Source organism: Mesorhizobium sp. B3-1-7 (genome assembly GCF_006439385.1).
GTDB lineage: Bacteria > Pseudomonadota > Alphaproteobacteria > Rhizobiales > Rhizobiaceae > Mesorhizobium.
In genome coordinates, this window is record NZ_VFTL01000001.1 from 47,695 (window position 1) to 70,107 (window position 22,413).

At 60.4% G+C, this 22,413-nt stretch carries 19 protein-coding genes; 1 reads left to right on the forward strand and 18 read right to left on the reverse strand.

Annotated elements, in window-relative coordinates; genetic code table 11:
* Positions 1-12 precede the first annotated feature (12 nt).
* The 3 genes from ligD to FJ417_RS00305 form a co-directional block, all read right to left on the reverse strand.
* Positions 13-1,782, reverse strand: coding sequence for a DNA ligase D (ligD, locus tag FJ417_RS00295; RefSeq protein ID WP_140782068.1), 1,770 nt, complete (start codon positions 1,780-1,782; stop codon positions 13-15).
* Positions 1,783-2,185: 403 nt separating this feature from the next.
* Positions 2,186-3,247 (reverse strand): hypothetical protein, encoded by a 1,062-nt coding sequence (locus tag FJ417_RS00300; RefSeq protein WP_140782069.1) that lies wholly within the window; start codon positions 3,245-3,247, stop codon positions 2,186-2,188.
* Positions 3,244-3,606, reverse strand: a complete 363-nt coding sequence (locus FJ417_RS00305; RefSeq protein ID WP_140782070.1) for a hypothetical protein — start codon at positions 3,604-3,606, stop codon at positions 3,244-3,246. The genes FJ417_RS00300 and FJ417_RS00305 overlap by 4 nt, the downstream gene beginning before the upstream one ends.
* A gap of 107 nt (positions 3,607-3,713) precedes the next feature.
* On the opposite strand from FJ417_RS00305, the gene FJ417_RS00310 reads away from it, so the two are divergent.
* Positions 3,714-3,980, forward strand: coding sequence for a helix-turn-helix transcriptional regulator (locus tag FJ417_RS00310; protein ID WP_140782071.1), 267 nt, complete (start codon positions 3,714-3,716; stop codon positions 3,978-3,980).
* A 44-nt stretch (positions 3,981-4,024) separates the two neighbouring features.
* On the opposite strand, the gene FJ417_RS00315 is transcribed toward FJ417_RS00310, so the two are convergent.
* The 15 genes from FJ417_RS00315 to FJ417_RS00385 form a co-directional block, all read right to left on the reverse strand.
* Positions 4,025-4,390 (reverse strand): DUF3768 domain-containing protein, encoded by a 366-nt coding sequence (locus FJ417_RS00315; protein ID WP_140782072.1) that lies wholly within the window; start codon positions 4,388-4,390, stop codon positions 4,025-4,027.
* Positions 4,391-4,460: 70 nt separating this feature from the next.
* Positions 4,461-5,078, reverse strand: coding sequence for a hypothetical protein (locus FJ417_RS00320; protein WP_140782073.1), 618 nt, complete (start codon positions 5,076-5,078; stop codon positions 4,461-4,463).
* Positions 5,079-7,415: 2,337 nt separating this feature from the next.
* Positions 7,416-8,348, reverse strand: a complete 933-nt coding sequence (locus tag FJ417_RS00325) for a LysR substrate-binding domain-containing protein (protein ID WP_181182202.1) — start codon at positions 8,346-8,348, stop codon at positions 7,416-7,418.
* Entirely contained in the window at positions 8,335-9,021 is a 687-nt protein-coding gene (locus FJ417_RS00330) for an alpha/beta hydrolase (protein WP_181183119.1), read from the reverse strand. Before FJ417_RS00330 ends, FJ417_RS00325 begins: the two co-directional genes overlap by 14 nt.
* 155 nt (positions 9,022-9,176) lie before the next feature.
* Positions 9,177-10,283: a zinc-binding dehydrogenase gene (locus FJ417_RS00335; protein WP_181183130.1), complete on the reverse strand. Its 1,107-nt coding sequence runs from the start codon at positions 10,281-10,283 to the stop codon at positions 9,177-9,179.
* Entirely contained in the window at positions 10,283-11,500 is a 1,218-nt protein-coding gene (locus FJ417_RS00340) for an FAD-dependent oxidoreductase (protein WP_181183120.1), read from the reverse strand. Before FJ417_RS00340 ends, FJ417_RS00335 begins: the two co-directional genes overlap by 1 nt.
* Positions 11,501-11,535: 35 nt before the next feature.
* Positions 11,536-12,531, reverse strand: a complete 996-nt coding sequence (locus tag FJ417_RS00345) for a fatty acid desaturase (protein WP_140659196.1) — start codon at positions 12,529-12,531, stop codon at positions 11,536-11,538.
* Positions 12,532-12,628: 97 nt separating this feature from the next.
* Positions 12,629-14,113 (reverse strand): sugar ABC transporter ATP-binding protein, encoded by a 1,485-nt coding sequence (locus tag FJ417_RS00350; RefSeq protein WP_140782078.1) that lies wholly within the window; start codon positions 14,111-14,113, stop codon positions 12,629-12,631.
* A gap of 5 nt (positions 14,114-14,118) precedes the next feature.
* Positions 14,119-15,669 (reverse strand): FGGY family carbohydrate kinase, encoded by a 1,551-nt coding sequence (locus FJ417_RS00355; RefSeq protein ID WP_140706114.1) that lies wholly within the window; start codon positions 15,667-15,669, stop codon positions 14,119-14,121.
* Positions 15,670-15,690: 21 nt separating this feature from the next.
* Entirely contained in the window at positions 15,691-16,710 is a 1,020-nt protein-coding gene (locus tag FJ417_RS00360; protein WP_140706116.1) for an ABC transporter permease, read from the reverse strand.
* Positions 16,707-17,696: an ABC transporter permease gene (locus FJ417_RS00365; protein ID WP_140782079.1), complete on the reverse strand. Its 990-nt coding sequence runs from the start codon at positions 17,694-17,696 to the stop codon at positions 16,707-16,709. The genes FJ417_RS00360 and FJ417_RS00365 overlap by 4 nt, the downstream gene beginning before the upstream one ends.
* A 77-nt stretch (positions 17,697-17,773) precedes the next feature.
* Positions 17,774-19,072: a sugar ABC transporter substrate-binding protein gene (locus tag FJ417_RS00370; protein ID WP_181182544.1), complete on the reverse strand. Its 1,299-nt coding sequence runs from the start codon at positions 19,070-19,072 to the stop codon at positions 17,774-17,776.
* Positions 19,073-19,128: 56 nt separating this feature from the next.
* Entirely contained in the window at positions 19,129-19,473 is a 345-nt protein-coding gene (locus FJ417_RS00375; protein WP_210239411.1) for a non-heme iron oxygenase ferredoxin subunit, read from the reverse strand.
* Positions 19,474-20,300: 827 nt separating this feature from the next.
* Positions 20,301-20,654 carry a hypothetical protein gene (locus tag FJ417_RS00380; RefSeq protein ID WP_140782081.1) on the reverse strand — a complete coding sequence of 118 codons (354 nt, stop codon included), beginning with the start codon at positions 20,652-20,654 and terminating at the stop codon, positions 20,301-20,303.
* 343 nt (positions 20,655-20,997) lie between these two features.
* Complete coding sequence (locus FJ417_RS00385; protein ID WP_140782082.1) at positions 20,998-22,350, reverse strand: aromatic ring-hydroxylating dioxygenase subunit alpha; 1,353 nt, start codon at positions 22,348-22,350, stop codon at positions 20,998-21,000.
* Positions 22,351-22,413: the final 63 nt, after the last annotated feature.

Below are 22,413 nucleotides of genomic sequence, written 5' to 3' on the forward strand. Positions count from 1 at the left end.
GAGGCTTCCCGCTCAGGCCGCCTTTCGAACAGCAGCCCTGAATGGGTGGTTAATGGTGAAGGCGTCCGGCTGGATTCCTCGCTCGATCTGCGTCCATGTGACAGGATGGGCAATAGGAAAGCCGGGCCGCGCTCGTGGCGAGAGCGCACCGACGGCGGTATTGCCCCGGCCATTTCGGAGGTAGTCTAGGAAGATGCGGCCTCTCCGCGCTGCCGGGTCGGCTGCCAGCAGGTATCGCTCAGGATCGGCGTCAACGAGGCATTGAGCGAGCGATCTGGCTAGTTGCCGCGCGCGGTCATGGGTCAGACCTGAACCCAGCGGAGCCACGAGGTGGATGCCCTTACCGCCGGTGACCTTCGGCCAGCTCTCCAAGCCAGCTGCTTCCAGGATGCCACGCAGCGACAGCGCGGCCTCAATCACCGCGTCCCATGGCACTTCCTCGCCGGGATCGAGGTCGAGGACGAGCTGGTCGGCGTGTTCGATGTCGTCGATAGTTGCGTTCCATGGATGAAGCTCGACGGCGTCCATTTCCACCAAGCCAAGCAAACCATCGAGATCATCTATCCAGACCCGAACACCTTCGCCACCCTCGCGCTTTTGGACCCGCAGCTGGTGCACGGAAGGTGGGATCGGAGGCAGCGGCCCCTTGTGGTAGAAGGTGGCCCCGTAGGCATGGCGAACCAGCTTTAATGGTCGGCGACCTAGATGGACCAACGCTCGATCGGCCACCCGTCGCCAATAGCTCGCCAATTCCTCCTTAGAAGGCGCAACAGCTTCGGGCAGAAGCTGCAAAATGTTCTCACGAGGAACGCCATGTTGGCCTTCCACCCTTCGCTTGGAGGGCGATGGCGGCTTGGCCGGAATGATTTGGAGATCCTCGCGTAATCCCTTGAATACCGCCTCGCGCAGTATGCCGCGATCCGTCACCCCGCTGAATTGCACCTCGGTCAGGACTTCTGGTTTGACCCAAGTCGCCTTCGGTTTCTTGATAGGTTCCGACAAGGGTGACTTGTCTATGATCAGGGAATCAAGCCGCTCCCGAACGCGCCGGGCTGCTTCCAGCGTATAGCCGCTTTGCGCCTTTCCCGCGTAAAGCAGCCGGTCGCCTTCCCATCTGCCGATATACAGGGAAGCAATGCGGCGCGGCTGCGCGCCGAGCTTTTCAACGAACGCGACGATCGGGAACGTATCGCTCTTAATGCATTTGATCTTGAGCCAGCTTGTTTGCCGTCCTGAGCGATATGGGGCATCGGCTCGCTTGGATACGACGCCCTCCAAGCCCATTCGGCAAGCATGATCGAACACGTCCTTGCCGGTTACCTCCAGATGCTCGGCATAGGTCAACATTGGAGCCGTGTCTTTGAGCAGGCCTTGCAGCATGGCCTTGCGTTCTGTGAGCGGCTGTTTTCGAAGATCGCGGCCGTTGAGATGCAAAAGATCGAACGCAAAGAACCTGAGCTTCGGCGAGTTCGGGTTCCCCAGCTCTCGCTCGAGAGCTTGGAAGTCCGGCAAGCCAGTTTTGCCGAGGACGACCGCTTCGCCATCGAGGATTCCGGATTTGATCGGGAGGTTCGCAGCCGCCTGAATGATGCGCTTGTAGCGGTGGGACCAGTCGTAGCCCCGGCGTGTAAAGGCGCGAGCCTGCCCACCCTCAATGACAATCTCGGTTCGATATCCGTCGTACTTGATTTCATGGAGCCATTCGCCGCCATCAGGAGCCTTCTCGACTAGGGTCGGTGATTGGAACTCGATGAAGGCGAGTTGCCCCTTCGGTTTAACCATGCACTCAGGACTCCTTAGACCCGAATTCAAACCTCCCCGGGATAATCGGTTCCGATAATTTTAGCAAAATTGCATGTACCGCCTCCTCTGGATGTCAGTTCTGAAAGCCTCTGCCTTCTAATGGAACTGCCGTGGCAGAGGCGAAGCGGCTCGGTTGGCAAAGAGATTGTTTCTACCCAAGAGACTGAAGCCGACCACGCCTTAAAAGCGGTAGAAGGCGTGAGCGGAAGGGTCACTCCCCACGGGCTACAGGAGCACTAGTTTCGCGTCTCCGACGGCAGGACCGGCCATGAATTCAGCCTAAGATGACGAGCCATCCAAAATACTCAGCAAGTGACAAACGGCTGGTCCCGGCTTGCCGTAGCCATGGCATCGACCGTCGTTTGTCCGCTGTGTGATGCTGTCAGTTGAATTTGATTTGGGGAACTCGCTCGACTGTAAGGTTTAAGCTTCCGTTAAACGCGCTGGCGGAGGCTGTAAACCGTTCGGCAGCCGACTGTTTGACGCCAACGTACCAAACGAACTCAAATTGAGTGGAGCCTTGGCTTCGCAGTTCCGACCGGGCCTCCATGCCGTTTTCGAGCCCGTAGTTGTCAACCAGTTGCTGCGCGAAATCCTGCAGGGCCACTATGCCTGCGATGTCGAAAAAGCATTGATCGAGATCGAAACGGTCAGCCCGTCCGTTTTGAAAAGCGACAGTTCCGCATATCTGTTGATCTTTCATTATGAAGAGCGAGCCCGGAGCGGCGTCGAGCACGTTCGGCCCGCCGTCAGTTCGTACCCCCAAAGCCTTAGGTGTCGGAATTTGGCTTTTAAGGGCGAACGAATGGTCTAACGCTTGCAACAGCTGTGCCTCGGTCATCCCCAGTCGAATGCCGCGGAACGACGATGCATTCGTATTAGGTTGCTCGGTGTCGTCTTCCGTCGCAGCATTTGTCGAATCCTCCGACGGAGTCTGCTGAGTCTGAGCGGTTTGAATAGCGTTCAGCTTGTCGTCAACGACGCTGTCCACTTCCCTCCATTCGTCGGAAGCGAAGGCCTCGGCTGAGTCGTTTCGAATGATAGATAGTCTCACCTTCATATCTTGCAGCGCGGCAGTGGACGTCGGTGCGATGGGAAGCGCTCGAGCGGGTTCCATCATCCCGACGAGTTCTTGCTTGTAGCCCATCAACTCCCTTGCCGCTGATTGCGCCCGAGCTTCTTTCAGTGACGAGACAAAACGGTCCAAAGATTCCTCGGTGATGCCGAAGGTTCCAGGTTTACAGATGCGAACCGAACCGAGCATCGCGTCTAGATCCTCGACGCTGAACAGTTCGAGTGCAGGGGTGCCGTGCCAATAGCCATCCGATACCTGACTGCAAGGAATTGAAGCAGCCGCGGCAGAACCTACCCAAAGCAGCGTGGCCACGGCCACGCAAAGCGCCCAAGAGCGATACGCCATGCTTGCTCGCTCACGCAGGTTCATTTGGCTTTGACCTCCGTTGAACCCGATGCGGCTCGGCCATGCCGCGCGCTTCTCCAAGCGAAGAACGACATGGCGGCGAGGATCAGGTCGGCGAAGGCCCAAATCTTCATGTCGGTGAAGCTGCTGGCGGCAATGAAGGCAAACAGGCTGCCGACTACGAAAATGATCGCGGAGACCAGCGGCAGGCCAAACGCAAAAGCTCCGCCGACGAAAAACAGCAACCCGACCAAGACACCAACCGACCCGGCTCCCGCAAGGTCGTGATTAGCCGTGATGCTGCCGCCGGTGGCCACAGCACAGGACTGCAACATCGAAATCAGCCCAAGCAGCATTCCGATAATTCCAACAGCGATTTTCATTTCATTCCCCCCAAACATGCACATGAATCGTGCAATCCCCTTAAGTCGAAATAGGGGACTATCAGTCCGTCGATTGTCAAGCCGTTTGTACTGCCTTCTTGCGCACAATGAACATGCGCAAGATTATTGGCTGGAACCTCCGCAAGCACCGCGTTGAGCGCGGCATGTCGCAAGAGCGACTGGCGCTGGCTGCCGAGATCGACCGCGCGTATGTCGGTCGTGTTGAGCGCGGCTCGGAAAACGTGACCACCGATACCTTGGCGGCGTTGGCGAACGCGCTTGGCGTTGCCCCAGCGGTTCTTCTGACCGAGCCTCCCGAAGGCGCGCAGGAACCTCCTTCCCTGAAGTCGGGCAGAAAGCCGAAAGCAGGCTAGACCAAGTGGCACCTGTGCCCCTGTGCCCTGAGCGGCGGATAACATCAGTACTCCTCCGGCAGCATAACCGTCATGACGCGGATCGTGACGGCGGGGTCGGTCGGGTCAGGAGAGAGGTTGGCCAGCGAACGGTCATAGCAATCGATCTTAAAGAACAGCTGCCGATCGCCGACTTGCAGGAGGGCGCAGTCATGCTCGCCCCATGGGTCGTTGTCTTGGTCGAAGGCGTCGAACTTAGTGATGGCCAGCAGGATGGCGGCGATGTCATACGCGCGCAGTGCAGCCACGCCAGCGGTCATCACCATGCGGCCGCCGACGCCAGTCTTGCGTAGTTGGTCGTTGAGGGTTCGAATGCGCGTCCTCCGATCGGCCGCACTGGCTCGATCGACGCGCTCTTGTGAGCAGGTCATGTGTGCTTCCTTGGCTGGATTGCTTGAAGGGTGACGGGCCGGGACACTCCCAGCCCGTTCCGAGGCTGAACTATCTCTTGGACAGTTGCCGGGGGTGGATCAGGCCGAGTTGGTAGTAGCTGCGATCGATCGACGGGGAGTCCGGGTAATCGCGGAACTTCAGGGTGAAGATCCCCTTTGCCTTGGCCTTGGTGATGCGGGCCTCAAAATATCCCTCGTCGGGGCCTTCCGACGCGAGCACGATGTCGCCGACCGCGAGCTTGCCCCACGGGTCAGGTGAACCGCCACCATCGCCCGAACCGGCCGGTTGGCCGCCATTGCCATGGCCCGCCACGGCCTCAGGCGAGCCCGCTGAAGCGTTTTCGGCGGTTTCAGGGTCATCGGTGCCGGTCGAGGCTCGGCGCGGCTCGTCAGCTACGCCTGCTAGGGCTGCAATTCGGGTATAGACCTCGCCCCTGACGAACGGCACAAACGCCTTGCCGCTGTCGAACAGCTTGCCCAGAGGCAGCCGCATGACGATGTCGGCAGCTTCTCCGGGTTCGATCCGGTGCGAGTGCATTCCCATCAGCTTCGCTGCGCCCTCGGCCGCTTCAACGTCAGCCAATAGAAATTTGGACGCATGTGGCTTGCGGGTCTCGTCCCTCCCGAAGACGATCAGCGAGGGTGTGGTTTCAGAGGCGACGTTCATGGCCTGCCTCCAAAAAAGAAGAAGGGGACCGGAAGGCCCCCTTTGATGTGCTGTGCTGGCTGCCGACACAAGGCGCCGGGTCGGTCTGTCAAAGGCATTTTCAAGCTCCTGTTAAGTACTGGCCTAGCCGCATCAACCAACGCAGCTCGCCGCAATCAAGGTATCAGGAATTTATGCCTAAGTCAACCACAGGTTGCTTTTCCCACTCGCAGAGCTGTTGGCGCTGCGCCGCGTTAGAATGGTTGGGCGCAGACGCGCTGGTGCAGTTTGGCAGTGGTTATAGGAGCTCTTTATTGATAGGTGCCGGAGTGTACCCGGCACCTATCGCGAACGTTTTCCGAACCTACCGCGCGCTGCTCAAATGCCGTTTACGGCCGCGCTTCGTCGAAAGCGGAGCGTGAACAATCACCCGGACCGAAGCGCTATACTTTGCTTCAAACGCCGCTTCACTGGTGATGAGCATGACCTCTGTTGGCTCGCCCGACTCCTCGATAATTCTCGTGAACGTGAGGCCATTTTCGACTCCCAACGCGATAGTTGCGATCTGTACCAACTTGACCACTGGTAGGGGGCGTTTGCTGAGATCAGAAACGTGATGCACCATCCCGTAAAAGTCGAGGAGACGTCGCCCGCAACGAACCAAATCGCCGTCTTCGCAACACATGGAACGCACAAGCATAATGCTTGACTCGAACGGAGGTCTATACGGTTTTCCTGACTTAACGTCGGACATCATTCGTGCAACGTCGCTGAAGGCTGACTCGAAAATGAACACGTCTGGCTGCGACTTTAGCAGGCGGTCTAACAAGAGCCTCATGAGGCGAGATTCTGTCTCAATTAAATCTAGTCCGTTTTTTGGCAGTTCCTTTTTTATTGGAAAGGGGATTATCATCCGATGTCCTCCACATCCGTTCCGATGAAGAAGACCTCCAATGCGATTTCCGCCACATTCGGAGTTTTGATACGGTTCTGCACTATCGACATCCTCTCAGTCCCTGTTAGTGGTGGGCCAGGATGTGATTGCTGTTTCAATGAAAACCTCGCGCAGCATCCCTGACCTCACCGCTGGTGAAGTTTCGTAGTTGCCGAGCAACAGCCACCAAGCGAGCCGATAGGGGTTCGCCAATGACGTTCTCGGTATCTGTCAGGATCTACGCAAGCTGCCCGTGGCGGCTCCGTGTTTGCACCCTGCACCAGACGAGACGAACAGTCAAGTGACTAGATAACGCTCCCAAGCAAGGTACAGGTCTTGGTATGTCTAGCTTAGCCAGCCGCGCAGACAATTGGCTTTGCCTTTCGAGGCTAGAACCGAAAGCGAACTCGTTCTACGGAATTTATACATAAGTTCGTTGCGGCTCGACTTTACACCACATCGGTGTTACACAGGACGCGCCAAATGGGTCGGCTTGACCATTGATTCTGTTCGGTTTTTCCAGCGCTCTGCCTTTTCCGCCTCTGGGCACCATCCCCTCTTCTCTCGACATTCCCTTTCGCCGAAGCTCCTACGCTTGGGTTTCTGCAACGCACTGAAATTGCTCATCTTTTCGGACGAGAGGGCGCGGGCAGGCGCGTTTCTCGGAATTTCGGCGTATTTGGTCCAACGGAGCGCAGGGGTGGTATTTCCGTTGGTATTGGACATCCTGTTGGTATCGAAACAGCCAGAGGGAGGTCTCACGAATGGCCCGTTCTGAGGTTGTGTGCGTCAAGTTCTGCAAAAAGGGGCGGCCATGGATACTGGTATTTCGGAGCGTCGGAATTCCTGCCTGGAATCTTCTGCGACGGTGCTGTAGGCCTACTAATGATAGCGGTCGGCATCGTTCTAATGTTGTCGGGCGCAGTACCTTAGGCGCGGGTGCTAGACTAGGCGGACTTTGTGTACGGTTAGAACCAGCTTTGACGCGACCTTGCGGTTCACGCCCTGCGGAGCACTATCCCAACCGCAATGGTCCCTCAAATAGTGTATGGTCCGGCCTGCGATCCTGTGTCACCATCGGAAAGCAGGCTGGGCTTTCCGAGGTGCGCGAGATGTCAGATATAAGCGCCGAGGCCATTCTTTCCCGTATCGAGGCGGTTCACATGATGCGTAAACGACGCGCGAATTTGCCTTCAATCCAAGCCTATCAATCACTGAGCAATTCGAACATCCTCGCCGCTTGAGCGGGGCGTACAAAGCTCCCATGTGACCCTAGCCTCGAGTTGCGACAGAACCCATTCGGCACATGAAATCCGGGCGACTAATTCCGCGACCCGATCCATTGTGGACTTGGCCTTCCAGCCACGTCGCCACTTCCGCCTATAGCCTGAAGGATCTGTGATCCTAGCGCCTCTGGTTGAGGGTCATTCCTTGCAGAGGACGGCGGCAGCCATCTGGTTGAACTTCAGATTTGAAACTTCCGTCACAAGCTTCATGAAGGCCCCGATTGGACGAAGTTCTTGACGTGCCTTCAGGCACGTTGCGAAAGATTCGGTGAATGGCTTGTGATCTGCGATCGACAATGGCGTCAACCGGTCGTCGAGCTGGAACTCGGTCTTTGACACAATGCCGGCACCCAAGCCTGCCGCGACCGCTTCCCGAACACCATCGCGCGGGATCTCCATGACCACGTTTGGTCGGATCCGATGCAATTCCAGCATCTCCTCCAACGCCCGACGCGTCATCGAACCGGGTTCGCGAAAAATCATCCGCTGCCCGTCGAGTTCCTCAAGATCGATCTGCTGCCGGCCTGCCCACGGATGGTTGCGGTGGACGAAGATGATGACCTCATGGCGGCCAAGCTGAACGAGATCAAGACGCGGGTCGTCGTAGTCCCGGCCGATGATGGCGACATCCACCTCGTAATTCATGAGCTTGTTATAGACGACGTCGGAATTGCCGCTTTCGAGCGAGACTTGTACCAAGGGGTATTGAGCATGGAACGCGGAGAGAAGTTCCATGACGAAGAACGGACCCACCGTGCCGACGCGCAACTTGCCCGAAATCTGATTGCCCTCGGCGCGCAGTATGCCGACGGCCTGCTCCTCCAGCGAGAATATCTGGCGCGCCACGGTCAGAAGCGCTTCTCCCGCATCCGTCAGCTTCAGGCCGCGCGGCGATCGCAAGAAGAGCTGAACGTCATAAGTCTCTTCAAGCGCTTTGACCTGGGTGGTCACGGTCGGTTGGCCGATGCAGAGCAGATCGGCTGCCTTTGTGAAGCTAAGCTCGCGACCCACCGCATAGAAGGAGCGCAGCTGGCTGAAATTGACGAAATGAAGCTTGTTAGTGCCGCCCACGGCTTGTCTCCCTGCGAAAGGCCTCGGCCATCCGCACGATTTCTTCAGCGATTTCCGAGCGTTCCTCCAACAGATCGCACAATATCGTATAGTGGTTTTTTCCGCGCATCGGAACCAGTTCGGCTTGCTGGCCCGAGCAGCTCCAATAGGAAGAGAACCGCTGGGACTGCTCGCGGAACTCCTGGGTCTCGTCTGTGCCGACGATCGCTGCCAGCCTACAACGCGGCACCGGCCAGCGGATCGGGCTGATCCTTGCGGCCCGCTCGCGATCGAGCCCAAGCGCCGCGTTGAGTGACGTCTCTGCCAGCGGCTCGACATCGAAGATGCCGCTGATCGGAACGCAGCCCGCCAGCGGCGCGCCTGCCGTGAGGCTTCTCATCGCGAGTGTGGCAGCAAGATGACCGCCGGCGGAATGGCCGCTCGCGATCCAGAAAGCCGGGGGCGCTGCAAGGGTTCGCAAAATCGCCCGCACGCAGGCCCCGACGCGTGCAACGATCGCGTCGATACGGGTCTCAGGCGCCAGCGGATAGTTTGGCAGCGCCACGGAGAAGCCGCGGCGAACGAGCGCCGAGGCGACAAAGGAATAACGGTCCTTGTCGAGGCTCTGCCAGTAGCCGCCATGTACGAAAACCACCAGCGGCGCACCCGCGCCAGCCGCAAACAGGTCGAACACTTCACGCGGATGCGCGCCATAGGCGACGTTGCGCCGGCATGTCAGTGAGCTGCGGGCAGCGGCGCTCGTCTCGTCGAAACGTCTATAGACGTCCGTTCTTTCCGGATGACGGTCGCGGAAGACATAGCCATGTTCCTTGTTGGAATTCGCGCCATTCATTCGAAGAGAACGATGCTGCGCACCGACTCTCCCGCTCGCATCAGGTCGAAGCCGCGATTGACCTCACTGAGCGCCAGGTTGTGTGTGATCTGCCGATCCAGATCGAGCCGGCCGTCCATGTAACAATCAATCAGCTTGCTCAGCCCGCTGCGTCCTTTGACGCCACCGAAATAGCTGCCGCGGATCGTGCGGCCATAGCGGACGCCAACCGGCGGGAATCCCATTTCGGCGCCGGGCGGCTCGACACCGAGCAACACAGCGGCGCCCCAGGCCGGCTGGGAGCAGTCGAAGGCCTGCCGCATGACCGGCACGATGCCCGTACATTCGAATGCGACATCGACGCCGCCGTCAGTGAGATCGCGAACCGCCTGCACGACTTTGGCGTCCTCGCGTGACGCATCGACAAAGTCGGTCATGCCGTAGGAGCGCGCGAGTTCGGACTTGCTGTGCGTCAGGTCGATGCCGATGATCCTTGCGGCGCCGGCAAGCCGCGCCCCCTGCACAACATTGATGCCAATGCCGCCCAGCCCAAAGACGGCAACAGCGTCGCCCTCGCGGACCTCGGCCAGCGCCGCGCCGACGCCCGTGGTGACGCCGCAGCCGAACAGGCAGACCTTGTCCAGCGGCGCATCCTTGCGGATCTTCGCCAGTGCAATTTCAGGGACGACCGTATAGCGGGAAAGCGTCGAGGTGCCCATGAAATGGTGCACCGGCCGCGATCCGATCGAGAAGCGCGAAGTTCCATCCGGCATGACGCCCTTGTCGCGCGTCGGCTTGATGGTCCAGCAAAGATTGGTCCGCCCGCTCCTGCACATGCGGCAATGCCTGCATTCCGGGCCATAGAGCGGAATGACATGGTCGCCCGGCTTGAGATCGTAGACTCCATCGCCCACCTCGACCACTCGCCCTGCGCCCTCATGTCCGGGAATGAGAGGATAGACGCTGGTCGCGTTGACGCCATCGAGCGCGGTGAGGTCCGTGTGACAAAGGCCCGAGGCGACGATCTCTACGAGCGCTTCGCCGTGACCGGGCGGCGCAACCTGCACTTCTGCTATCGCTAGCGGCTTGTGGATCTCGAAGCAGATCGCGGCGCGTGAACGGATCATGACGCCTGCCTGCCGAGTTCATCGCCGAAGCGCGCAAAGCCCTTGTGAATGAGTTCGGCGTCGTCTGGCCTTGCGCCGGCCTTGATCATCTCGCGCGCGATGCGGATGTCGCGGCCGCATCCGACCCCGACCGCGCCGACCAGCCGGTCGCCCGCCGTAAAATATGCGAGATAGGCACGATCGCCCGGTTTGCCGCGTTCATACGCCGGCTCTCCGATGCCTGGCATCCCTGCCACTTGTAAGTTGAGGTCGTATTGATCCGTCCAAAACCAGGGCACCTCGCTGTAAGGGGATGGACTGCCGCACAGATATGACGCAACGACGGCCGCTTGGTCTTCCGCATTCTTCCACGACTCCAACCGCCAGCGCTGACCGAAGAAATGGTTCTCATGAGCCGCGACATCGCCCGCTGCGAATATGTCGGGATCGCTGGTCTGCCCAAATTCATTGACGACAATGCCGTTGTCGACATGCAGGTCTGCTTCGCCGGCAATCCGGTCGTTCGGCGTGCCGCCGATGCCCACAACGACAAGGTCGGCCTCCAGCATCGATCCGTCATCGAGATGGAGGTGCCCTGCGGCGTCCAGCGTCTCGGACGAAACGACTTGCCGACCACAGAGAATGCGTACGCCTGCCCGTTCATGGAGATCGGCGAGCCATTGTGAAAGATAAGGCGGAAGCAGTCGGCTCAACGGGCGCCCGGCGGCTTCCAGAACCGTCACCGCCGCGCCGAGTTTGACCGCGCTTGCGGCGACCTCCAGGCCAATCAGCCCCGCCCCGACAAGCACCAACCGAGCGCCAGCCACGATGCGGCCGCGTAGCGCGAGCGCATCCGAGAACGAGCGAAGATAGAAGGTGCGTGCCGCGACAGGCTCAAGCGATCGGATCCTGCGGGGCGACAATCCCGTGGTCAAAACCAGTTTCCGGTAGGAGAGGCTGCGGCCGTTAGAGAGAGCCACGATCTTCTCTCGCCGGTCGATGCCGATCGCCTCAGCGCCCAGATGGAACCGGACGCCGATCTCGTTCCACCGTGCCGGCGATAGCAGATAGGCATTTGCCGGGACGCCGGCCGACGTCAGCACGCCCTTGGACAAAGGCGGCCGCTCGTAGGGCAGCTCCGTTTCGACCCCGGCCACGTCGATCGGCCCGACAAAGCCGCCGTGCCGCAACCTTTCTGCGACGCGACCGCCGGCGTGTCCTGCGCCGACGATCACAACCCCAGTCGTCCTCCCTGGGCCTGCCACGCCGTTCAGGCCCCCTGCCCGGCAGGCGTGGCGCGGCCACTGCGCAGCACCTCGCGGATGATCTCGCGATGCACCTGGAAGTAGCTCTTGCTGACACATTGAAGATGCGGCGAGACCTCGTCATGAAGCCGGCCCAGCGCATGAAACGGCACAGAGGAAGCGAGGTGGTGCTCCGCATGGAACGGCATGTTCCAGTAGAGCATCCTGAGCAACGGGTTCGCGAGCGTGGTCCTGGTATTGGCAAGCAGGTTCGGACTTTCCTCGGCGCCGGTGTGCTCGGCCATGCGGATGGCGCGCAGCACCGGCTCGCCCATCACCCGGGGCAGCAGCCAATAGACCAGCGCGATCGTGCTGCCGAAATAGATCGAGACGGCGGCGACGGCGACATAGAAGAGGACGAGCAGCCGAATCTCCAGCATCACCTGCTTCCAGACCGATTCCGGCAGGAACTCACGCTCTTCCTCGGTGAAGCGCCCGGTCGTGCCGCGCCACAGCGTACCGACCAGCTTCGGCCAGAAGGAGAGGCCGACTATCTGCCCGAAATAGTCGCGAAGCGATGTCGGGAACGGCACGATATCCGGATCATGGTCCTCGTGCTGGGTGAACGTATGGTGGGCGGCATGCCTGTATTTGAAGTAGAGAAAGGGACGGAAGGTGAAGGCGGCGACCGCGAAACCGACGGCGTGGTTGATCCATCGCGAATGGAAAGCGGTGCCGTGCGAGCATTCATGCAAGGGCGCGAACAGCAGCACGACGACGATGCCGTAAGCGAGCATCGAAGGTATCAGCAACCACGGTGTTCCACCCGAGAGGTAGACGGCGAGCACGCCGAGGGCCAGGGCCGTAAGATGGACCGCCAATCTGATCAGCCCCGGTCCATTGGACCGCGTGCGAAGCGTCTTCAGCTTGTCGCGTGAAATGATCTCCGGTCCCGTCAGCGGCCATATCTTGCTGCCGATGCCACCGATCCCAGCATAGCTCGCGGAATTATCGCCTTGCATGCCGATCCTCCTTCAGATTGCGCATTGTCGCGACAGGTCTAACGGGTCGCGACATCGAAGAAAAATTCATTGTTCCTATGGCGTTATCGCTTCGGCGCTAGGCCACGAAGCAATGCGCGATTGCTTCCGCGGAGAAGTCCTTGCGGTGAAAATGTCCGGTCACTCGACCGCGGCTCATGACGAGGATGCGGTCGCAGGCATCCATCATCTCCTGCAACTCAGTGGTCAGCAGCAGGATTGCCTTGCCCTGTTCCGCCAGGTCCTGGATGGCGCGCCATATCTCGAACTTGGCGCCCACATCGACGCCGCGGGTCGGGTCCTCGGCGATCACGATGTCGCCGCCGCGTGCGATCCATTTGCCGATGACGATCTTCTGCTGGTTCCCGCCAGAGAGTTGCGACGCCAGTTGCGCCAGGCCGTTGGTCTTGATTGCCAATGTGCGCACCAGGCCGTTGGCCGTCGCGTTTTTTTGCCGGCGTTTCATGAAGCCGAGGCGGCCGAGTCGGCGCAGGATCGTCATTGCGATATTGTCGCCGACGCTCATCGGCAGGACGAGGCCCTCACCTTTGCGATCGGCGGGCATGAAGCCGATGCCGAAGGCGATGGCGTCACGCGGAGAGCGCAGTTGCACCTTGCGTCCCTGAACACGGATCTCGCCGCGATCGATAGACTGGTCGCCGAAGATCGCGCGCACGACAGCCTCGCGCTGGCAGCCCAGCAATCCGGCGATGCCGAGGATCTCGCCGGCCCGCACCTGCAGGCAAATATCCTCGAAGACCCCGGCCTTGCCGATCCCCTTCGCCTCCAGCGCGACGTCGCCACAGCGCCTCTCCTTGTAGGCGGACTGGCCCGGCTTGTGTTCACGCCCGACCATCAACGCGACAAGAGCAGCCTCGTTCAAGCCGGCTATGTCCCGAGTGGCGACGACATGGCCGTCGCGGAGCACGGTGACGCGATCCGAAATCTGCATCACCTCGCTCAACCGGTGCGAGACGTAGACGATGCCGAGACCGTTGGCCTTCAGCTTGCGAATGATGGCAAGCAGATGCACGACCTGGTCATCGTTCAGCGAGGCGGTCGGCTCGTCGAAGACGAGGACACGCGGACGGCTCGCCAAGGCGCGGCATATCTCGACGATCTGCTGCTCGTTGAGGCTGAGTTCGCCGACTGCCCGCGAAGGATCAAGGTTGACATGAATTTCATCGAGCAGGTCCTTCGCCATGCGGTTGAGCATAGCGCGTGTCTTGCCGAGACGACCGGCCGGTTCACGGCCGAGAAAGATGTTCTCGGCGACGCTCAGGTTCGGACATAGCACCAATTCCTGGTGGACCAGCGCCAGCCGGTTGGCGAGCGCCACCGTGGGATCGTTGAGAACCACGGGCTGCCCGTCGATCCTGATTTCGCCGCTGTCGGGCGCGACGAGACCATTCATGACCGACAGCAGCGTCGACTTGCCGGCGCCGTTCTCGCCGACCAGGGCATGAACTTCGCCGGCCTTCAGATCGAAGGTCACGTCGGAGAGTGCAATGACACCAGGATATGTCTTGCGGATCGATTGGACCTCGAGCAGTGGGGCGCTCATTGCGATCAAGCCGAATGATACTTGTTGAGAAGCGCGCGATGGCGATCCATGTCTCCGCGCAGGTTCTGATAGACCGACGACCAGACTTCGAAGAAATCCTGGTAACGCTCGTGCAGTTTCGGATCGGGGTCGATCGTCTCCTTGATGCGGACGATGCTTTCAAGAGGCTCGGTTGGCGATTTGTAGATCCCGGCTGCGACGCCGGCCAGGACAGCATCACCGATCGGAGCGGCCTCGCCGATGTCTGGCGTCTTCAACGGCAGGTTCACCACGCTGGCGGTGATCTGGTTCCAGAACCGGCTCTTCGTCGGACCTCCGTTCAGGATCAAACCATCGACCTTGACGCCGGCCGCGTTGGCGGTGCGGACGTTGGAATAAAGGTCGAAGGCGACGCCCTCGATCAGCGCCCGGATGAAATGCGCCCGTGTCGTCGTTGGACGCACGCCGAAGAAGTTGCCGCAGGCATTGCTGTTCCAATTGGGCGACAGCGTGTTGCCAAGGTATGGCAGATAAAGCAGGCCGTCGGAACAAGCCGGCACGCGCTTCGCCTGCTCGGTGAAAAGGTCGAAGACATTGTGGCCCATGCGCTCGGCCAGGCGGAATTCGGCATCGCCGAACTGATCGCGGAACCATTTCAACGACGCGCCGGTAAAGGCCATCGGGCCATCGAACATGGTCAGGCCGGGCAGCACGTGCGGCCATTTCAGGATGCGGTATTCCTCGACGTTCTGCCCGGTCGGGATCATGATGCCGAGGTTGGAACCCGTGCCCATGGAGTAGTAGGCCTCACCGGCTTTGGTGACGCCAACGCCAAGGGCTGCCGAACTGATGTCGGTGCCGCCTGCGGCCACTATGGTGCCGGGACGCAGCCCCGTCTCCTCGGCCGCCTGCCTGGTCACCTCGCCCACCACTTCATGGGACTGGTAGAGCCGCGGCAGCTTCTCCAGCGGAATGCCGATCGCCCTGGCGACCGACTCGTTCCAGCGCTCCTCGCGATATTCGTAAGCGTAAGCGAGCCCGGCATCGCCGGTGTTCATCGTGAAGTTCCCGCACATCCGGTAGGTGCAATAGCCGGAAGGCGACAGGAACTTGTGCGTGGCGTTGAAGATGTGCGGCTCGTGCTTTTTGATCCACAGCGCCTTGGGATCGATGAACCAGGGCGCGATACGGTTGCCGTTGTTCTTGTTGATGGTCGCCTCGCCGACGCTGCGGCGGATGTCTTCGCACTCTTCCTCGGAGCGGGAGTCCATCCAGATCATGGCCTGACGCAACGGCTTACCCTGATCGCTGACGGGCAGCGTTACGCCGACAAGGCCCGAAAGCGCCACGGCCGCGATATCGTCGGCGAAGCGGCCCTGCTCCAGACATTGCCTTACGGACGAGACCACGGCGCCCCAGTAATTCGACGCATCCTGTTCGGCCCAGCCGGGAAACGGGTGAAACAGAGGATGTTCCTGCGAGCCTGATGCCACCACCTTGCCGGTATTGGTGTCCAGAACCGCGGCCTTCACGTTGGTCGTGCCGATATCGATGCCGAGCGTGAGATGTCCGCCCATAAATCGCTCCTCCCAGAGTGCCTATGCTTGTGTTTTCTTGCGGCTCATCTTCGACAAGCCGACCGATAGGATGAGAACAACGCCAATGGCGAGGTTCTGGTACCAGGTCCCGACGCCCCAGATGGCGAGCAGGTTGAGGCCGGCGGCAAACGCAATGCTGCCCAGCAGCGTACGCCAAGGCGATCCGATGCCTCCAGCCAGCGCCGTGCCGCCGATGACAGCAATGGCAATGGCAGTCAATTCATAACCGGCAGCGAGCGGCGCATCGACCGACTTCAGCCGTGCGGTGAAGATGATGCCGGCAAGGGCGGCGCACAATCCGCTGATGGCATAGGCCAGGACCACGTAGCGCTGCGTCTTGACGCCGGCATAGAGCGCGGCTTTTTCGTTGCCGCCTATAGCGTAGAAGCGGCCGCCCCGCATGCTGCCATTTACGAAGCCCATGAGAGCAAGAAGAACGAGAAGGAAGATAACGAAACTGACCGGGATGCCGACTATCTTGCTATCGCCGATCCAGCTGTAGAGCGGTGCCTTGAGATAATAGGGGTGGCCATTGGTGAGTACGTAATTGAAGCCGCGCAAGGCCGTCAGCGACACCAGCGTCATGATGAAGGACGCGACCTTGAAATACGCCACGCCAATGCCGTTGAGCGCGCCGACCGCGATGCCCGTCGTCAGCGCGATCAAAATGACCGGGACGATCGGGCCGGCATAGGTGTTGCCGCGCACCAGCCAACGGCTTCCCAGCATTGGGCCGATCTCGGCCATGACGACCACGCCGACAATGACCGAAAAGATCATCAGCGCCGCGACCGACAGATCGATGCGGCCGGTGAGCAGCACCACCGTCATGCCGAGTGACAACAGGCCGATGACAGCGATGCTGCGCATGAGGTTCTCGATGTTGAGCGCGGTGAGGTAATACTCGGAGGTTAGCGCGCCGACAGCGAAGATCAGCAGGATCAGCCAGATGATGGGATCACGCAGCGCCCCCTGCAGCAAGGGCGCGACGCGCGGGGTGGAGAGTTCCAGGACGCTCATTTCGCGATCCCCCGCTGCCACATGCCAGGTATCACGACGGCGAGGATGACTGCCGCGGTCACGACCTGCTGCAGATAGATGCTGACACCGAGCTGATTGAGAAGATTGTTGACGATGCCGATGATCAGGGCGGCCACAACCGTACCGGTTATCGAGCCCGAGCCGCCGGACAGCGCCGCGCCTCCCAGCACGGTGACCGCCAAAACCGAAAGCTCCATGCCTTCGAAGCCGGCCGGATTGATGTAGGACAGCCTGGCGCTTTCAAGCATGCCGGCAAGCGCAGCACAGATGCCGGAAATCGCGAACACGGCGGTGCGCACGCCGACAACATTGATGCCGGACAAAGCGGCTGCTTTGACGTTGCCGCCGGTCGCGTAAAGTGCGCGTCCGAAGATCGAATATTTGGTGAGCGCGATCGCAGCTGCGCAAAGCACTACGAGCAGCACGATCGGCAGCGGAACGCCGACAAGGTCGCCGCGGCCGAGCCAGAGATAGGCGGCGATCGGTTCGGGATAGAGCGCCTGACCGCCTGAGAAGATGTTGGCGAGCGCGCGGGTGATGCCGAGCATGCCGAGCGTGGTTATCAGCGAAGGAATGCCCAATGCTGCGACGAGAATGCCGTTGACCAGGCCGATGGCCAGCCCCGTCAACAAAGTGGTGCCGATGACGAGCACTGCGGAGCCGGTCGGGATCAGTAGCCCGCCGGCGACGCAGGATAGTATTGCGACCCCGGCGATAGACAAGTCGATCTCTCCGGTGATCACCACTAGTGTCATTCCGTAGGCCATGATGCCGATCGCGGCCACGGCGAGAAGTATGACATGGATGTTGGCGAGGGACAGAAAGGACGGTGTGATCGCCTGCCCCGCAATAAGCAGGGCGATCAACACCGCGACGCGGCTCATCTCGCCAACGCCTAGGTGCCGCAAGGCGTCGGAAGGCCGCGCCTGTGAGGCGACCTTGGTTTCAAGAGTACTCATGGTCATGACGTGCTCGCCTGCCTGTTCGTTCAACGCCTGCCGGTCCTCACCAGAGAATCCGGCAGGCGCATGGGAGCTGGCGATCAGCCCGCGACTGCCGGACCGTAGGCATAAGGCCACTCGTCCGGTGTCAGCGTCTCGATGCCCTCAATGTTCATCTTCTCCTTGGTGATCATCGGCAGGTTGGGCGTCATGATGAGCTTCGGCGGCGCTTCGTTGAGGCCTGCCTTGGCGCCGATATGCATGACAACGGCGCGGATGCCGATGTCGCCGATCAGCGGTGTGTAGGGCGACACCATCTCGATGTTGCCGGCCTTGATTTCCTTCAGCACCTCACGGGCATCGTCATTGGCGAGGATCATCATCTTCTTCCCGCCCGGGGCGCTGTTCAGCCGGTTTGCCTCGCGGATCGCGTCGAGTGCACCCATGGCTTCCTCGCCGCCGGTGTTGAACGACACCGAGATGTCTTGGAAGGCCTGCAGCGCATCCGCCGTCGACTTGAAGGCCAGCGTGCGCTGGCTGTTGGTGTGATAGTTGGCGAGCACCTTGTAGCCAGGTGTGTTGCCGATCGCCTCCAGGAAGGCGCCGGTGCGGATGGAGTCCGCCGTGCTGCCGAGATCCTTTCGATTGAAGATGATGTTGCCCTCGGGTGCAGCATGCTTGAGATAGAGACCTTGCTGCAGACCGTTGGCATAGAAGTTGCCAAGCACCTCCGAGCTGATCTGCTCGGACGAAGTGCGGCGATCGAGGCTCACCACCGGGATGCCAGCCGCGATGGCGCGATCGACCGGTGGCCCCATCGGTGCTTCGCGGTTAGGCCAAAGCACGATGCCGTCATACTGCTTGGCGATCCAGGTATCGATGACCTGGCCCATCTTGTTGTCGTCGAACTCGGCGTCAATCACCTCGAGCTCGATGTTGGGATGGCGTTTGGCCTCCCAAGCGGCGGTGTCGGCGAGGCTGATCAGCCAAGGGTGGTTGAAGCCGTGAAAGACCAGCCCTATGCGGTACTTCTTGTTGTGATCCAGCACCGGACCTTCCGCAAGCGGCAGATAGTCGGTGAAAGGCGACTTGATTTGAAGCTTGCTGTAGGGGCCGACAAAACTCGCACCCATGCCCGGCTTCCATACGAACCCGCCGGCGAGCTCGCCCACAGGGTAGACGTCGAGGTAGTCGCGAAAGCCATCTTTCTCGAACAGCGCTCTCACGTCACCATTCGACATTCCGGCCTTCGCCTCGCCGGAATACTTTTTGATGAGCGCGTTGATGATGGAATGGACCGACTCCTCAGCGGCCGCCGGAGCGATTGCCAGCGGGGCGGCAGCAAGCACGGTCAGTGTCGCAGCCGTCTTCAAGAGATAACGGCGTGATAGTTTCAGCATTAGGTTTCCTCCCATATTTTGGTTTCAGCTCGGGATATGTCCCGAAGAAGTCAGTGCTAGTCTCCTCCTCCCACCAGGATGTGGACGTAGCCGTCCGCCACCTTGGTTTCGTAAGTCTTCAGTCGCTCGGTCACGGGCGGCGAAAGCGGCATGCCGGTCGGGATATGGAACAGTCCCTGATGCAGCGGGCACTCAATCGTCTGGCCATCGATGTAGCCCTCGGAAAGAAATGCGTGTGCATGGGTGCAGACGCCAGCTGTCGCGTAAAATCTGCCGCCGAGATTGAAGATTGCGATGCACGCCCCGGCGTGCTCTATGCGCGTCGCGTCGCCGACGGGCAGGCTGTCAACGCGGATCGCCTGTATCCATTGCATGTCCTTTGTTGTCGTTTCCGCCGCCATTCATTCCTCGCAGTCGTCATTCTTTTCGTTTATTTTCGTTGTCTTTCCATATGCAGCCAATTCATTGTAAGAATGCCGGTATTGATGACTCCGATAAGAGTTGCCGGACGGACCCGCTCGTCACAGCGACAGCCGGAAGAAGCCCGTAGGTGATCGGCGACTGGATTGCAGCTTCAGCGGATCGCGGCACACGGAGCCGGCGCGAGCCAGACGTTGAAAAAGCCTGCCATCATCGCGTGACGCGAGTCGGCGCTAGCAGCACAGTCGCAGCCAGGTGCAAAATCGACCCCGTTCACAGAGGCGAGCGGCGCGTTGGGGGCCGAAAACCTGACCGCCGCGTCAGGAGGCCGGCCGTTTTGGCCGCTGCCACGACACGTAGTAATTGCCGGCAAGAACTGCTTTCAGAAACCTACGAAGTCGATCTCTACGACTGACATTGAGGCGCAAACCTGTCGTCCACGCGTCGGCAGACGTCAGTCGCCGTTGCGTCATGAGTTGACCTTTCCGGCCCGCGATCAGAGCGCGTCTGGTCTACCTACGGCGAAGGAATAGAAGATAAAAAGCGGCAAACACACGAACTATCCCAATATTTACCGCCAGCCGCTCCCAGAATCGACCTCGGAGGACCAGAAAGTCGACACCGACGGTCGCAAAGCAGTCATTCAGAACTTTGTGGTCGACCTGTGCCATGGCATTGGCGACTCGGACTGCTGCAACGACGTATCCCGACCGGCGGCAGTCAAGCTGCGCCGGGCCGGAGCTGCGAGTAATATTCGGGAACCGAACCATCCACTTTGGCGGCGTCCTCTACGTTGCGGATGGAAACCCTAGCCAGCGCCCAAAAAGAAATCGTTCCGCCACCGGCCACCGGCCTCATGCCGGACGGGCGCGCCGTTCCTGTCGATGAACCGCGCCGAGATGACGGCGCTCGGTTGGAACGAATGCGCTTCCTTGAAACGGCGCCGTAGGGGATCGGCCGCCCAGGACGGGCACTCGAGGCGCACCTCTTCCGGCATGCCGGGATGGTCGATTGTGCATCCCTGCAATTTGACCAGCAGCGCGTGCTCATGATCCATCAGGATGGCAGGCGCGAATTTCACCCCATTGAACAAGCGCTTGATCTGATCGGGCGTCCTGCCTTCCTTCGGCGTGAGCCATGCGAGCAGCCAGGTGCGGGGCATATCCTCGCGCCCATGCTCGACCAGCCACCAACCAAGCCGTCCTTGATGCCGGAGAAGCACATAGAGCGACACCAAAATCTGACCACGGTCCTTGTCGCCGATATAGCGTCGGGCGCGAAACCAGGGACGACAGCATCCGCGGGACGCGCGACGCTATCGACTTCGTGCGTAAGATCGAGGGTGGCTTGCAGACGTGCGGCAGGGATCACGGAACGACGATCAGGCTGAAAACGCCTATAAAGGCGACAGGGCTGCTCCTGACCATTGTTCGCGCGTGTCGGCCTGCCGCCAGTGAGCGATTATCGCGGGGCGACAACCCACATTTGGATCGCGGTCACAACATCTAGGATGTGGCCTGGCCATTTTTTTGCGCCCTGCAGGCTGCTTGCGGCGAGGCATAGAGCTGTGACGGCGCAGCCCAAGCCTCGTCCCCTTCCCTACGTTCGCCGGTGACCAGGGTGCGCATCTGCGATAGATAGGTGTCTATGAAAAAGGCGGTCTGCGACTCCAGCGGCGTATAAGGCCCGGGGCGATAGGCGCGCGAGGCAATCCCTTCGGCGTTGTCTTCCGTGATCTTCTTGTCCTGGACGGTCGTCACGTCCCACATCCATGAAATCTTGTCGGCGTCCGCGGCCGGATCGGCATCCTTGTCGACGAGCCAGGTCAGGATCACGTCGGTCTCGTTGGCGTTGCGCGGAATCATCTGGAACATCGTCAGATAGTCGTTGGGCGCGCTCAGGAACGAAAGCCGGCCGATCCGGAACCCATTCTCGCCGCCGTCATACTTGCCGCGCCCGCCCATCAGGCACGAGACCGGCTGGCCATCGTCGGAAAGCGTGAGGCGGCCCGAGCCGATCGGCTTGCGATGCATGGCGTAGGGCATCGTGTCCAGGTCGCCTGGCTCCCATACGCCCTTATGGAACTCGGCGTCGCCGATGACGCTGTGCCAGGCGTCGATCTCCTGCCTCCATTCGGCGGCGTTGTAGTCGTCGCGCATGGCGGTCACCTTCACATGGCCGTTGACGCGGAAATATTCGGGATGAGCCGGGCGGCAGTGGTAGCACTCGAGGAAATTCTCCAGCACAAGCTTCCAGTTCGCCTTGGTCAGGTAATTCTTGCGCGCAACGATGCGCGCGTTGGCGACCCCGTTCTCGCGCAAAAGATCCGCCAGCCCGGCCGCCGCCGGTTCGATGTCAGGCAGGCTGGAGGCATCGAGGCCGCATATCACCAGACCGCCCATCACCTTCGTCGGCACCTTGTGCAGTCCGAGGCTGTCGCCGTCGACGCCTTCGGGCAGGTCGCGCCGGGTCTGCAACTCACCGGTCAGCCGGAAGGACCAGGCATGATAGGGGCAGACCAGCAGCTTGCCGCGGCCATCCTTGACGCACAGGCGCGAGCCGCGATGGGTGCAGACATTGTAGTAGGCGGCAATATCATCCTCGCCATCGCCATGACGGGCGACGATGATCTCCTCGTCGAACAATTGACGGATGACGTAACTGCCCTTCTCCGGCACTTCGCTCAAATGGGCGACGATGACCCATTGGCGAGGGAACCACAATTCGCGCTCGAGCGCGAAAATGTCCGGGTCGAGGTAGAAGGCCTGCTGCAGCGACCAGTCCTTGCGATGCTCGTCAATCAGCCTGACCACGCGCGCGCGATCGAGGCCGGACAACATCTTGTCGTTTGCATACATGGCGGGCTCCCCGGCTGGCTAATGCCTTTTGATCAGGGTTGCAGCGAATTGCGGCACTCATCA

Coding starts and splice junctions, on each gene's coding strand:
- FJ417_RS00370 (WP_181182544.1), bottom strand. CDS start 19,072: ATGCTGAAACTATCACGCCGTTATCTCTTGAAGACGGCTGCGACACTG.
- FJ417_RS00345 (WP_140659196.1), bottom strand. CDS start 12,531: ATGCAAGGCGATAATTCCGCGAGCTATGCTGGGATCGGTGGCATCGGC.
- FJ417_RS00350 (WP_140782078.1), bottom strand. CDS start 14,113: ATGAGCGCCCCACTGCTCGAGGTCCAATCGATCCGCAAGACATATCCT.
- FJ417_RS00355 (WP_140706114.1), bottom strand. CDS start 15,669: ATGGGCGGACATCTCACGCTCGGCATCGATATCGGCACGACCAACGTG.
- FJ417_RS00385 (WP_140782082.1), bottom strand. CDS start 22,350: ATGTATGCAAACGACAAGATGTTGTCCGGCCTCGATCGCGCGCGCGTG.
- FJ417_RS00300 (WP_140782069.1), bottom strand. CDS start 3,247: ATGAACCTGCGTGAGCGAGCAAGCATGGCGTATCGCTCTTGGGCGCTT.
- FJ417_RS00380 (WP_140782081.1), bottom strand. CDS start 20,654: ATGCCCCGCACCTGGCTGCTCGCATGGCTCACGCCGAAGGAAGGCAGG.
- FJ417_RS00360 (WP_140706116.1), bottom strand. CDS start 16,710: ATGAGCGTCCTGGAACTCTCCACCCCGCGCGTCGCGCCCTTGCTGCAG.
- FJ417_RS00320 (WP_140782073.1), bottom strand. CDS start 5,078: ATGAACGTCGCCTCTGAAACCACACCCTCGCTGATCGTCTTCGGGAGG.
- FJ417_RS00315 (WP_140782072.1), bottom strand. CDS start 4,390: ATGACCTGCTCACAAGAGCGCGTCGATCGAGCCAGTGCGGCCGATCGG.
- FJ417_RS00310 (WP_140782071.1), top strand. CDS start 3,714: ATGAACATGCGCAAGATTATTGGCTGGAACCTCCGCAAGCACCGCGTT.
- FJ417_RS00365 (WP_140782079.1), bottom strand. CDS start 17,696: ATGACCATGAGTACTCTTGAAACCAAGGTCGCCTCACAGGCGCGGCCT.
- FJ417_RS00305 (WP_140782070.1), bottom strand. CDS start 3,606: ATGAAAATCGCTGTTGGAATTATCGGAATGCTGCTTGGGCTGATTTCG.
- FJ417_RS00375 (WP_210239411.1), bottom strand. CDS start 19,473: ATGGCGGCGGAAACGACAACAAAGGACATGCAATGGATACAGGCGATC.
- ligD (WP_140782068.1), bottom strand. CDS start 1,782: ATGGTTAAACCGAAGGGGCAACTCGCCTTCATCGAGTTCCAATCACCG.